Here is a 13,780-nt window from a genome sequence, read left to right as displayed (position 1 = left end):
CGGCGTGAGTATAGATTTAAGTCAATTTTTTGAAGTGTTCTTTGAAGAAAGTTTTGAAGGCCTAGATACAATGGAGGCCGAGCTATTAAATTTAGAGCCCGGCGAAGAAGACTTAGAAACAATAAATACTATTTTTAGAGCTGCGCACTCAATTAAAGGGGGCAGTGGCACCTTTGGCTTTAACTCTGTGGCTGAGTTTACCCATGTGCTAGAAACCCTACTGGATCAAATACGCCAAGGTGAGCGCGAACTCACCACCGAGCACGTTAATTTATTGCTTAAAGCTGTTGATTGCTTGCGTGGGTTACTCGGTGAGCTGCAAGCAGAGCAAGAGCCTGATTTATCACACGCTACAACCTTAAAAAAACAGTTTGAAATTGTACTGGAAATGCAAGCCGATTCAGCCCCAAGCGAGGCAAGCGAAGTAACGGCTGCTGCTGAGGTAAATACCTTTCAAATTGATTTTAAACCGCATCATCACCTTTTTAAAACAGGCAACGAGCCTTTATTTATGATCAGCGAATTAGCTGAACTCGGCGAGCTTGAAACACAGGCCTTTTTAGACGATATCCCAGATATTAAAGATTTAAGCAGTGACGAGTGCTACTTACACTGGCGCTTTTTTTTAAATACCAGCGAAAAAGAAGCCGCCATTAAAGAGGTATTTGAATGGGTAGAAGATGATGCCGATATAAAAATAGAGCTCTGTGGCGGGTTATTTGATGAAGACACGTCTCACACCGCAAACGCTGATGAAAAGAGCAACGACAGCACAGCTCAAACACCGCCTATTAGCGATGCTAAAAAAGCACCCGACAAACCTAAAAGCAAACCCACAGCCGATAAAAAGCCAACATCAGCACCAGAGTCTACCTCCATAAGAGTAGGAATAGACAAAGTAGACTCGTTAATAAACATGGTCGGTGAGCTGGTGATAACACAAGCCATGTTAAATCAGTTGAGCGAGCAAGAAATTAGCGAATCGACCATTACGTCATTACAAGAAGGTTTGGCACAACTGGCGCACAATACCCGAGACCTGCAAGAAAATGTTATGCGTATTCGTATGTTACCGATTAACTTTGTATTTAGCCGGTTTCCGCGCTTAGTGCGTGATATAGCGCAAAAACTAAATAAACAGGTGGAGTTAAAATTATTAGGCGAGCAAACCGAGCTAGATAAAACGGTAATGGAAAAAATATCTGACCCCATGGTGCACCTAGTCAGAAATTCGCTCGACCATGGCCTTGAAACAATTGAACAGCGGGTTGCCGCAGGTAAAGACCCAGTGGGCACTGTGACCTTAAATGCCTTTCATCAAGGCGGCAATATCGTGATAGAAATAATGGACGATGGGCAAGGCTTAAATACGCAAAAAATTAAAGAAAAAGCCATTGCTAATGAGCTAATCACCGCTGATTGTAATTTAACAGATGATGAAATTAACGAGCTTATTTTTATGCCCGGCTTTTCTACCGCCGATGCGGTTAGCGACTTATCTGGGCGTGGTGTAGGAATGGATGTTGTTAAGCGCAATATTCAATATTTAAATGGCTCGGTTGAGGTTTCATCAGCGCCTGGCGTTGGCTCTACCTTTACAATTAGGCTGCCCCTTACACTTGCCATTTTAGATGGTCAATTAGTTAAAGTTGCCCAGCATACTTATATTATTCCGCTTATTTCTATTGTTGAATCACTACAGATTGATATCACTAAAGTAAGCCGAGTGGGTAAAGACTTAGATGTACTAAGGCTGCGTGACGAATACATTCCTATTTTACGCTTATATCAAATTTTTAATCATCAAAACGCCATAGAGTCATTAGACAAAACCTTGTTGGTGGTTGTTGAAACCGACAACCAAAAAGTGGGTTTGCTGGTAGATGACTTACTTTCGCAGCAGCAGGTAGTCATAAAAAGTTTAGAGGCTAATTACCAAAAAGTAGATGGGGTGTCTGGAGCAACTATTTTAGGTGACGGGCGTGTATCGTTAATTGTTGATATTAGCGGCTTAATAAAATTATCAGGGCTTAAAAAACCAGGTAGCCAAGAGCTAATCATAGAATCTAAAACACCTCTGGAGGCTTCATGATTAGTGAGCAAAGCGAGCTAAACAACAAAATTGATTTAGGGCAACAGCAAGGCGTTAAGCAGTTTTTAACCTTTATTATGGCTGGCGAAGAATACGGCGTAGATATATTAACCGTGCAAGAGATCAGAAGTTGGGAAGAAATTACCGTACTGCCCAACGCGCCGGATTTTGTTAAAGGAGTGATAAACCTTCGCGGCACCATAGTGCCAATAATAGATTTACGCTTACGTTTTGGCCTGCCAAGCACTGAATATGGGCCATTAACGGTTGTTATTGTTGTAAAAGTTATTTTTGAAAACGATTCAAAAATAATGGGCATCGCAGTAGATGCGGTGTCAGATGTTTACAGCATTGCAGAGCAAGACGCCAAGCCCGTCCCCAGCCTGTCTGATTCGAGTAATTGTGAATATGTCGCAGGGTTGGTGAACGTGGGCGAAAAAATGGTCTCGTTAATTGATTTACAAAGAACAATGGATATATAGCCACAGCGCTATGTAGCAACAAAAACAAACATAAAGGTGGTGATGGGCATGGGATGGTTTAGTAATCCGAAGCAGTCAGAATCAAGTAATGACTTAATCGTTAATGCATTAAATAAATCATTAGCGGTTATTGAGTTTGAACCCAGTGGCAGAATAATTACGGCTAATTCAAACTTTTTAAATGCAATGGGATACCGTTTAGAGGAAGTGCAAGGGCAGCACCACTCTATGTTTGTTGAACCAGATGAAGCACAAAGTAGCGAGTATAAAAATTTTTGGCAACGCTTGCGCGGTGGTGAGTTTATTTCTAATGAGTTTAAGCGTCTTGCTAATGGAGGGCGAGAAGTATGGATCCAAGCTACCTATAACCCAATTATTGATAGCCAAGGGCAAGTGCTAAAAGTAATTAAATTTGCTACCGACATTACCGAACAAAAGAAACAGGCCGCTGAAGCGCAAGGCCAACTTGAGGCAATTAGTAAATCTCAGGCGGTGATTGAGTTTAATCTTGATGGCACAATTATTACTGCCAATGATAATTTTTTAAATGGTTTAGGCTATCAACTTAGCGAAATAAAAGGCCAGCATCATAAATTATTTGTCGACCCAGAATACGCTAAAACAAACGAGTATAAACAATTTTGGGATAAGTTAGGACGAGGCGAGTACGACTCGGGCGAGTACATGCGAATAGGCAAACAAGGGCAAGAAATATGGATTCAAGCCTCTTATAACCCTATTTTTGATTTAAACGGCAAGCCTTATAAAGTTATTAAATACGCCAGTGATATCACCGCGCAAAAACAGCTAGAGCGCGAGTCTAAAAAGGCTGCCGATTTAGCAAGTGCGTTAACTGTTTGCCAAGCCAATGTAATGATTGCCGATAAAGATCTAAATATTGTATTTGTAAACGATCAGGTTAAGTTAATGCTCAAAGCGCGAGAAACTGAGTTGCAAGGTGTGCTACCTAGTTTTTCTGTTGATAATTTAATAGGCACGTGTGTTGATGATTTTCATAAGCACCCAGCTCATCAACGCGAACTATTAAAAAACTTAAAACAACCTTATAAAACTGAGTTACGTTTAGCGGGGCTTATTTTTAGTTTAATTGCTACACCGTGGATAAACCATGAAGGTAAGCATTTAGGCACTATTGTTGAGTGGGAAGATATTACCGATAGCGTAGAAAAAGCAGAGCAAGAACGTGCTGAAGCACAAGAAAACTTACGAGTAAAACAAGCGCTTGATACCGTAGCAACAAACACCATGATAGCCGATGCTTCAAATGTAATTGTATACATGAACAACGCGGTTAAATCGATGATGAATATTGCTGAAGATGATTTGAAAAAGGAGTTGCCAAACTTTGATAGCACCAATTTAATGCAGCAAAACATTGATATATTCCATAAAAATCCGGCTCATCAACAAAACCTACTAGCTAAGCTTACAACAACTTACCGAGCCGAAATAAAAGTAGGCGGGCGTACCTTTGGTTTAGTTGCAAACCCTATTTTTACACCAGAACAAGAACGCATAGGCACCGTAGTTGAGTGGGAAGATAGAACGGGCGAAGTTGCAATAGAAAAAGAAATTGCACAATTAGTCAGCGATGCAGGTAATGGCGATTTAGAAACCCGAGTAGATGAAAAAGGTAAAGAAGGCTTTTTCTTACGCTTAGCGCAGGGCTTAAACAGCTTAGTTGAAATTGTGGATGATGCCGTTAGTGATACCGCGCAAATGCTTGATGCAATGGCCAATGGCGACCTATCAAAACGCATAGAAAAAGAGTATCAAGGCTCGTTTGATAAGCTCAAGCAAGATGCTAATACCACAGCAGATAAATTGACCGATGTGATTAACCGAATTAACTCATCGGCCACGTTAGTAGCCAGTGGCGCAGAGGAAATTTCGCAAGGCAACGCTGATTTAAGCCAGCGTACCGAAGAACAAGCTTCATCACTTGAAGAAACCGCGTCAAGTATGGAAGAAATGACCAGTACTGTAAGGCAAAATGCAGATAACGCAAAAGTCGCTAACGATTTAGCCGAAGAAACCTGCGAGAAAGCAATTCAAGGTGGTGAAGTAGTTAATAGAGCTGTAACGAGTATGTCGGCCATTAACGAGTCAAGTAAAAAAATTGCAGACATTATTGGCGTGATTGATGAAATTGCCTTTCAAACTAATTTACTGGCACTTAACGCCGCTGTTGAAGCAGCCAGAGCGGGTGAGCAAGGCCGTGGCTTTGCCGTTGTTGCTGGTGAGGTGCGTAACTTAGCGCAGCGCTCAGCTGGAGCAGCCAAAGAAATTAAAGAGCTTATTAGAGACAGCGTTGCAAAAGTTACCGATGGCTCTGTGCTTGTAAATGAGTCGGGCGAAACACTCAGAGAAATTGTTTCAAGCGTACAACGTGTTACGCAAATGATTTCGGATATTACCGAGGCCTCTGAAGAGCAAAGCGCAGGCATTGAGCAAGTTAATAAAGCGGTTGCCCAAATGGATGAAATGACCCAGCAAAATGCGGCACTTGTAGAAGAAGCGTCTGCGGCGGGCGAGTCAATGGCTGAGCAAGCAAACGAGATGCGTCAGTTATTGCACTTTTTTTCACTCGGGCAGCAACAAGGCATGAACACATTGTCAAATACGCACTTTGAACGCTCAGCGCCCCCTGCGCGCCAACCTAGTGGCTATTTAAAAAATACCCAACCCAAAGGCGAAAACTTTATAGACTCAGCAGATGAATGGGAAGAGTTTTAGTCATTACTGGCTTGCTAGTTAATACCCTAGCAAGCCTGCTTTACAAGGGATGGTATGACAATGAAAGAATTTTTATGTACCGATAAAGATTTTAAAGACATTGCCACTTTAGTTTATAACGCGTGCGGAATTGTACTTGGCGATCATAAACGCGAAATGGTGTATTCCCGCTTAGCAAGAAGGGTAAGAGAGCATAAACTTAAAAACTTTTCTCAATACTTAGAGTACTTAGACAATAATAAAGAAGCTGAGTTTGACGCATTTATTAATGCTATTACCACTAACTTAACCTCCTTTTTTAGAGAGCCCCACCACTTTGAGTTTTTAAAAAACACCATAGTGCCGCAGTTACTTAGCAGTAACAAAGTAACAAAACGAGTACGCGTATGGTCAGCGGGTTGCTCTACAGGCGAAGAGCCTTATAGCTTAGCAATAACCCTTGCCGATTTATTCCCAAGTTCTTGGGATGTAAAAATTTTAGCAACCGATTTAGATTCTAATGTATTAGCCAAAGCACAAGCGGGTATTTATACCGCGGCTAATGTAAATGGCTTAGAAAACAATGTACTTAAAAAGTGGTTTTTAAAAAGCAAAGATGGGCAAACATATAAAGTAAAACCACAGTTAAATAAGCACATTTTTTTTAAACGCCTTAACCTTTTACAAGAATGGCCTATGAAAGGGCAGTTTGACTTAATTTTATGTCGTAACGTGGTTATTTATTTTGATAAAGAAACAAAAGACACCTTGTTTAAACGTTATGCAAATGCACTTAATCGTGACGGTTATTTGTTTTTAGGGCACTCAGAGAGTATGGGAAAAGAGCATTCTGAGTTTAAAAATTTAGGGAAAACCATGTATCAAAAGCAACACAATGCACGCACAGTTTAGGCCGGTGCTCCCAGGGTTTGAACATATAAAACGTTACTGGGATGCAGGGCGCACAAGCGTGGTGGCAAAAATATTACCTGGCGAATTTTATGTCTCAAAAAATGATGAGCTTATTTCTACAGTGCTTGGGTCGTGCATAGCCGCGTGTGTTTACGATGAAAAAGCCGGTATAGGTGGCGTAAATCATTTTATGTTGCCGGTAAAAAAAGGCCTAGAATTAAACAGTGCCCATAGTTTGAGCTGCCGCTACGGAAATTGGGCAATGGAATACCTGATCAACGAAGTACTCAAAGGTGGTGCTGCGCGAAAAAATTTAAAAATAAAACTCTTTGGTGGCGGCAAAATAATTAGCGCAATGACCGACATAGGGATAGGTAATATTAGCTTTGCCAATGCGTATATTCAGGAAGAGTCGCTCAATCTTGTTGCACAAGATATGGGGGGGCCGTGGCCTCGAAAAATTTTTTTTCATCCGCATACGGGCAAAGTCCACGTAAAAAAGCTGAAGAATTTGCACAACAATACAATTGAAAAACGCGAAGTGCGCTACCTGCAAAACCTTAAGCAACAAGATAAAGCCACCGAGACTAACATAGAGCTGTTTTAGGAGCCGTAATGGTTAAAGTTCTGATAATAGATGATTCACCACTGATAAGGCGTTTGCTGAGCGAAATATTATCTCAGGCTAGCGATATCGAGGTTGTTGGCTGTGCTGAAGACCCTTATCAAGCACGAGAAATGATTAAATTGCTCAATCCGGATGTGCTTACCCTCGATGTAGAAATGCCAAAAATGGACGGCATTAGCTTTTTAAGAAACCTAATGCGCTTAAGACCTATGCCCGTTGTGATGATTTCTACACTAACCCAGCAAGGCTCGCCTATCACGTTAGAAGCACTTGAGCTTGGTGCAGTGGATTTTATTGCTAAGCCAACCGTGAATGTTAAGCAGAAAATGAGTCAATATGCATATGTTGTGCAGCAAAAAGTGCGTGTGGCGGCAGGTGCAAGGGTAAGAAGTTTTAAAAAGGTAAGCACAGTGAGCGAGCCTTTACCTAGCAATGCACAATTTTTATTAAACAAGGTAATAGCGATAGGGGCTTCAACAGGGGGCACAGAAGCAATAAAAGAAGTGCTTATAAAAATGCCGACCAATTGCCCTGCGATTGTGATTACCCAGCATATTCCTCCGGTATTTAGTACCTCGTTTGCCCAGCGTATGGACCGCACCTGTGCAATTAACGTAAAAGAAGCGCAGCACGGCGACAAGCTCACTGCGGGATGGGCTTATATAGCCCCAGGTGGTTTGCACTTAAGTATAAAAAAAAGAGGGGCAAGTTTATATTGCGAGCTTGATGATTCTGAGCCTGTTAACCGCCATAAACCGGCGGTAGATGTATTATTTAACTCGTTACTTGAGTGCGGTGCAAAAAACATTGTGGCAGCGCTACTAACCGGTATGGGGAGCGATGGAGCAAAGGGCTTGCTTAGCATTAAACAAGCGGGTGGTTACACCATTGCACAGGATGAGTTTTCTTCTGTGGTGTGGGGAATGCCCAAAGCGGCGGTTGATTTAGGTGCCGCTCACGAAATTGTTGCGCTTGATAAAGTAACCCAACGCTTATTGCATCAGGCTATAAAGGTGTAATTGCTACTGAATAACCCATGGCTGCGAAAACCAATAGTAACTACCAGGGTGCTCAATAGAAGGGGCGGTACAATTAAAGCGTGAACGGCCTTTATTTAGCGCCTTTGGAGAGTCAATTTTTACAGTTGTGTCGTTTATCCAAGTTAACTTAGCCTGCCCCACACTTGAGACATAACACGCAAACTGACTTTTATGAAAATCACCCATTTCAAACTCAATGCTGAGCGTTGGTGGGTTTTGTGAGGTTACACTGTCTTGGTAATCTAGGGTTTTAATACTAAACGCCCGAGAGTTTAATTTTGTAATTAGCGTATCTAATTTACTGTAAAAGCCGGAGGCTGGAAAACGCGGTAAGCGGGTAAAGTTAGCGTTTTTATTTACAGCGCCTGAGTGCTGACCAATGCCAATAAAGCCAAGCTCTTCTACAAGCGCTTGTAGTTTGTTATTAAACTCACCATACGGGTACGCTAGGTATTTATAGTCGTGGCCTATTTCTTCTTTAATACGCTGTTGAGAACGCAAAATATCTTGTTTTATACGTGCTTGCCATTGTGCATCGCTCTCACCTTTTAGCTTAATATGCAGGTAGTCATGCTGGGCAGTGTGATTGGCAATTAACGCCCCTTTGCCTGCGAGCTCTTTTAATTTATCCCACCCCATTACGTAGCCTTTACCTTCATCAATAAGGGTCGGGTTTACAAAAATAGTATAGGGGTAAGCAAATTTTTCTAAAATAGGCGCTGCCTGTTCGTAGTTATTGTTGTAACCATCGTCAAAGGTGATAGCGACTGTTTTCTCAGGTAAGGTTTTGCCTTGTTGTATAGCGCTTATTAGCTCATTTAGTGCAATAACATTAAAATTATGCTCTTTTAAGTAGCTCAAATGCTTGGTAAACGTATTTGCGCTTACACTGGTCACAGCCGGAAGGGTTTCGCTTACATGGTGATACTGTAAAATAACCGCCGCATGAGCACGTACTGATAAACAAATGAGAGTAATTAAAACTAAATGAAACAATTTCTTAAACATAATAAGGCACACCATAAAAGCTTGCTGTTGCTAGCGGGTCCAATGATATTATCAAATATTACTGTCCCACTGTTAGGAATTGTTGATACCGCTGTTATTGGCCACTTAGGTAGCGCACATTACTTAGCGGGCATCGCACTTGGCTCAGCTGTTATTTCTATTTTATTTTGGCTCGCCGGTTTTTTACGTATGAGCACCACAGGGTTAGTGGCCCAAGCATACGGGCAAAATAACTTAACACAGTTAGCAGCGCTTTTAAAACGCAGCTTATTACTTGCCGTGTGTGTGGCGTTAGCGCTTATTGCCTTATCGCCTTTGATAAAACAAGCCATTGCATTTTTATCAGGCGCAAATAGTGAGGTTCTTGCTCAAGCATATCAGTATTTTAGTATTCGTATATTTAGTGCCCCTGCCGCACTTTGTAATTTAGTGCTGCTTGGCTGGATGCTTGGCGTACATTATGGGCGTGGGCCTTTTTACTTGCTGTTAGTGACCAATATTACCAACATAGTGCTCGATATATATTTTGTGGTGTATTTAGACTGGGCAGTAGCGGGAGCAGCGTGGGCGTCGTTAATTGCAGATTACAGCGCGTTGGCTTTTGCGTTGCTACTAGTGATTAAGCTCGCTAAAAAGCAAGGCGTGGAGCTAAGCGTGCCTAACTGGCTCAGTGTTAGCAAAATGGCAGAGCTACTTAGTTTAAATAGAGATATATTTATTCGCTCTTTAATTTTGCAATTATGCTTTAGCTTCATGACCTTTTATGGCGCCCGCATAGGTGAAACAACGCTTGCAGCGAATGCCGTGTTACTTAACTTTTTAATGTTAGTAAGCTTTGCGCTTGATGGAATAGCCTATGCAAGCGAAGCCAAAGTTGGTCAAGCTAAAGGCCAGCGAAGCGTTAATAACATTAGATTATGGGTAAAAATAAGTGTGTTTTGGGGGATGCTTTTTGGCGTGTTATACAGCGTATTTTTTGCTGTATTTGGCAGCGCTATTATTAAGCTTTTAACCAATGTACCCGAGGTAATAGAAGCTGCGACAAATTACTTACCGTGGGTAATAGTATTGCCTATGTTAGCAATGAGCTGCTTTTTGTTTGATGGCGTATTTGTAGGGCTTACACGGGCAAAAAATATGCGTAACAGTATGATTCTTTCTGCTGCTGTTGGCTTTTTTGGGGTGTTTTGGGTGTTTATAGAGTGGCAAAATAATGCGTTATGGCTGGCTATGAGTTGCTTTATGCTTATGCGCGGCGTTACGTTAATTATTAAGTATTTGCAGTTAAAAGCAACTAATCAGCTGCTAGATTAAGCGAACGTGTCATTTCCATAGGTCGGGGTCGTGATCTTTTGGCCCCATATCTTTTAAAACTTGCGAGAAACGATTGGCAAAAATACCGCTATAACCCCATGCAGCAAAAAATAATGCCGGGATTAAAATAACCACACCTATAATTTGTAAACTAAAGTGGGTGTAGTAGCCAAGGGCAATAAATATCACGGCTAGCACAAACAGTGCTAAGCCGCGAAAAAAGCGCGTTAAACTCAACTTAGGGTTGCTCCCTAAGCGATAAATAAGCGGCTTTAACATTATTGCTTAGTAATAAGAGTGATCGCCCGCTTGGTGCTCGGTAATGTCGGCAACACCGGTGATTTCATCAAACTTTGCAATCATTTCTTTCTCGATGCCTTCTTTAAGCGTTACATCGATCATAGAACAGCCATTACAACCACCACCAAATTGAAGTACTGCAATACCTTCAGCGGTTACTTCAACTAGGCTTACTTGGCCACCGTGGTTAGCTAGCTGTGGGTTTACTTCGGTTTCTAGCATGTGTTGAACACGCTCATTTAGCGATGCGTTATCGCCTAGTTTACGTGCCTTTGCATTAGGCGCTTTTAAAGTTAACTGAGTGCCCATTTTGTCGGTAACAAAATCAATTTCAGCTTCTTCTAAAAAAGGAGCGCTTTCTGTATCTACTACGGCATCAAAACCATTAAAGTTAAGACGAATATCGCTGTCTTCTACGGCGTCTTCTGGGCAATAAGAAACACCACATTCCGCTTGTGATGTACCAGGGTTTACAACAAACACACGAATATTAGTTTGTTGTGCTTGATCTGCTAAAAGTTTAGCAAAATGCGCTTGTGCTGTTTCGGAAATAGAAATCATAAAACCGTCTATACTTGACTAAATTACTCGGATACTGCATATCATACTCCGCTCATCGTGTTGCGGCTAGTGTTGGGCGTAAAAAGTTGGCATCTATTTTAAGCAATGCTAGCGTGCAAATAACAAACATTTTTAGAGTGATTTATATGCGCTGGATAGTAACTATAATGGTGGCAATGCTTAGCTTTTCAAGTATGGCAAAACCACTTTCGTATTATTTTGAACAAGATGTAGAGTTTGATAAAACAATACCCACCCCACAAGACGTACTTGGTTACGAAGTAGGTGAGTGGCATGTAAGGCACGACCAACTGGTGCGTTACATGGAAATTCTAGCGCAAAAAAGTAATCGTATAAATTTTGAAGTAATAGGGCGCACACACGAGCAACGTCCGCTTGTGATGCTAAGTATTAGCAGCGCTGAAAAACTAGCTAACTTAGAGCAAATTCGCCAAGCGCACTTAGCCCGTTTAACAAACAGTGAGCAAGCTAAAAACACACAAAATGAGCCTGCTGTAGTTTGGATGGGATACAGTGTGCATGGCAATGAGTCATCAGGCAGCAATGCCGCTTTATTGGTTGCGTATTACCTTGCTGCAGCGCAAGGCCCAGAAATAGAAAAACTATTAAATAATACCGTTATTTTGCTCGACCCTTCACTTAACCCCGATGGCTTGGCTCGCTTTGCTAATTGGGCTAATAGTAATCGGGGGATGAACTTATCAAGCGACCCTAAAACGCGTGAACACGTAGAAAGCTGGCCAAGTAGCCGTACAAATCACTATTGGTTTGATTTAAACCGCGATTGGTTATTACTACAACACCCAGAGTCGCGTGCACGCATTGCTAAGTTTCATCAATGGAAGCCAAATATTCTTACCGATTTTCATGAAATGGGCCCAAATAGCAGTTACTTTTTTCAACCTGGCATTGCCAGTCGCAAGCACCCAATTACCCCAGATGAAAACGTAACGCTTACTAAAGCCATAGCCAATTACCATGCTAAAACTTTAGATAAAAATAATGCCCTTTATTTTACCGAAGAAAGCTTTGACGACTTTTATTACGGCAAGGGTTCAACCTACCCCGATGTAAACGGCGGTATAGGTATTTTATTTGAGCAAGCCAGCTCACGTGGGCATGTACAAGAAACCATAAATGGTACGCTTACGTTTCCTTTTACTATTAAAAATCAGTTATTAACAAGCCTGTCAACCTTTAAAGCAGCGGTAGATAACCACGAGGCGCTATTAACCTATCAGGCTAAATTTTATAACCAAGCAGTTGATTTAGCACATGATGAAAGTTTTGAAGGCTATGTGGTTGAGGGCGCTAAAGACAACACCCGGATTAAACTATTTTTAAACCTGTTAAAGCAGCATCAAATTAACGCCTATCCACTTACAAAAGCGCTAAAAGCCAATGGCAAAAACTTTAGCACTCAGAGCTATTTTGTGCCGTTAGCTCAGCCACAGTTTCGTTTAGTAAAAGCTATTTTTAGTGAGCAAAAAAGTTTTGCCGATAACACATTTTATGATGTGTCAGGCTGGACACTCGCCCATGCTTTTAATTTAGAGTTTGCACAAGTAAAAAGTAGTTGGGGCTTAGAAGTAGCCAGCACTGCGTGGCAAAAAGCAGTTAAACCATCATTTGCTGCGTTAAAGCAAAGTTATGCATTTGGCTTTGCCTGGGACGATTACTTAGCGCCTAAAATGCTAAATAGCTTGCTAAAGCAAGGCATTAAAGCGCGTGTCGCGTTAAGCGCCTTAACAGCTAAAAGCAGCACCACCGAAATAGACTTTGCACCTGGCAGCATTATTGTCCCCGCAGGGCTGCAGACGAACCCTGATTGGGTGGCTATTTTAAACGATGCTCAAACCCAGTTTGGTATTGCGATAAAGCCTATTACCACTGGTCTTACAGGGAAAGGCGCCGATTTAGGCTCGCGCACTATGGCGGTATTAAACGAGCCAAAAGTACTGCTTGTGGGCGGTAAAGGCGTAAGCCAATACGAAGCGGGTGAAGTATGGTATTACCTTGACCGCTTTGTTGGTATTTCTCCGACCATAGTAGAAATGGAGCGTTTAGGTAGCTTAGATTTAAATAATTACAGCCACATTGTACTAGCTAATGGCAATTATTCAGGCTTACCCGATAGTGATAAAGTTGCCATTAAAAGCTGGGTAAGAAAAGGCGGCGTAATTTGGGGCCACAAAGGCGGCGCTAAATTTTTAGCTGATCAGCAATTACTTAAGGCTAATTATTTATCTAGGCAAGATGTAGCCAGCACTTTTAATACTCAAGGGCTAAATTACGCAGATAAAGATCATTTAGCTGGGCGACAACGCATAGCCGGCGCTATTTTTAATACCGATGTAGACACCACGCATCCACTAACGTTTTCGCTTAATCGTGAAACGCTGCCTGTATTTAAAAATAGTACCTGGTTATTAGAAAAATCATCCGCCCCGTTTGTAAACATACTCACTTACCCGCAAAAACCACTATTAGCAGGGTTTACCGATGGCGTAAATGAGCAGCAAATTGCCGGTGCAGCAGCCATGATGGCCCACTCATACGGGCGTGGCAGTGTTATTGCGATGACAGATAACCCTGTATTTAGAGGATACTGGTACGGCACAAGCCGATTACTCAGTAATGCTTTATTTTTTGGCCACACATTTAGAGTGAGAGGTGATTAACTACA

At 41.7% G+C, this 13,780-nt stretch carries 11 protein-coding genes; 8 read left to right on the top strand and 3 right to left on the bottom strand.

Translation table 11 applies throughout. The features are described 5' to 3' along the window. Positions 1-4 precede the first annotated feature (4 nt). The 6 genes from PSH41_RS16635 to PSH41_RS16610 are packed head-to-tail and all read left to right on the top strand — an operon-like array spanning position 5 to position 7,869. Positions 5-2,092 (top strand): chemotaxis protein CheA, encoded by a 2,088-nt coding sequence (locus PSH41_RS16635; RefSeq protein WP_273589543.1) that lies wholly within the window; start codon positions 5-7, stop codon positions 2,090-2,092. Then, on the top strand, positions 2,089-2,574 hold the full coding sequence (locus PSH41_RS16630) for a chemotaxis protein CheW (RefSeq protein WP_004588228.1): 486 nt from the start codon (positions 2,089-2,091) through the stop codon (positions 2,572-2,574). The genes PSH41_RS16635 and PSH41_RS16630 overlap by 4 nt, the downstream gene beginning before the upstream one ends. A gap of 48 nt (positions 2,575-2,622) precedes the next feature. After that, entirely contained in the window at positions 2,623-5,331 is a 2,709-nt protein-coding gene (locus PSH41_RS16625) for a methyl-accepting chemotaxis protein (protein WP_273589542.1), read from the top strand. 60 nt (positions 5,332-5,391) lie between these two features. Then, on the top strand, positions 5,392-6,222 hold the full coding sequence (locus PSH41_RS16620) for a CheR family methyltransferase (protein WP_096740413.1): 831 nt from the start codon (positions 5,392-5,394) through the stop codon (positions 6,220-6,222). Beyond that, entirely contained in the window at positions 6,206-6,829 is a 624-nt protein-coding gene (cheD, locus tag PSH41_RS16615; RefSeq protein WP_029774194.1) for a chemoreceptor glutamine deamidase CheD, read from the top strand. The genes PSH41_RS16620 and cheD overlap by 17 nt, the downstream gene beginning before the upstream one ends. Positions 6,830-6,837: 8 nt before the next feature. Next, complete coding sequence (locus PSH41_RS16610) at positions 6,838-7,869, top strand: protein-glutamate methylesterase/protein-glutamine glutaminase (protein ID WP_273589541.1); 1,032 nt, start codon at positions 6,838-6,840, stop codon at positions 7,867-7,869. A 3-nt stretch (positions 7,870-7,872) separates the two neighbouring features. On the opposite strand, the gene PSH41_RS16605 is transcribed toward PSH41_RS16610, so the two are convergent. Further along, positions 7,873-8,898 carry a polysaccharide deacetylase family protein gene (locus PSH41_RS16605; protein ID WP_248443676.1) on the bottom strand — a complete coding sequence of 342 codons (1,026 nt, stop codon included), beginning with the start codon at positions 8,896-8,898 and terminating at the stop codon, positions 7,873-7,875. Positions 8,899-8,940: 42 nt separating this feature from the next. Here PSH41_RS16605 and PSH41_RS16600 point away from each other — a divergent pair, with 42 nt between their 5' ends. Then, a complete protein-coding gene (locus tag PSH41_RS16600; protein WP_054983329.1) occupies positions 8,941-10,212 on the top strand; it encodes an MATE family efflux transporter in 1,272 nt (423 codons plus the stop codon). Positions 10,213-10,221: 9 nt separating this feature from the next. Here PSH41_RS16600 and PSH41_RS16595 read toward each other — a convergent pair whose 3' ends face one another. Both PSH41_RS16595 and nfuA read right to left on the bottom strand, forming a co-directional pair. Next, entirely contained in the window at positions 10,222-10,491 is a 270-nt protein-coding gene (locus tag PSH41_RS16595; RefSeq protein WP_029774191.1) for a hypothetical protein, read from the bottom strand. A 6-nt stretch (positions 10,492-10,497) separates the two neighbouring features. Beyond that, a complete protein-coding gene (nfuA, locus tag PSH41_RS16590; protein WP_096042447.1) occupies positions 10,498-11,073 on the bottom strand; it encodes a Fe-S biogenesis protein NfuA in 576 nt (191 codons plus the stop codon). A gap of 146 nt (positions 11,074-11,219) precedes the next feature. Here nfuA and PSH41_RS16585 point away from each other — a divergent pair, with 146 nt between their 5' ends. Beyond that, the gene (locus tag PSH41_RS16585; protein WP_273589540.1) at positions 11,220-13,775 is read left to right on the top strand and encodes a M14 metallopeptidase family protein; all 2,556 of its coding nucleotides are present in this window, start codon (positions 11,220-11,222) and stop codon (positions 13,773-13,775) included. Positions 13,776-13,780: the final 5 nt, after the last annotated feature.

This window comes from Pseudoalteromonas sp. CST2 (genome assembly GCF_028599385.1).
GTDB classification, from domain to species: Bacteria; Pseudomonadota; Gammaproteobacteria; order Enterobacterales; family Alteromonadaceae; genus Pseudoalteromonas; species Pseudoalteromonas atlantica.
Note: the sequence above shows the minus strand (reverse complement) of the source record. Positions and strands in the feature narration are given on the sequence as shown.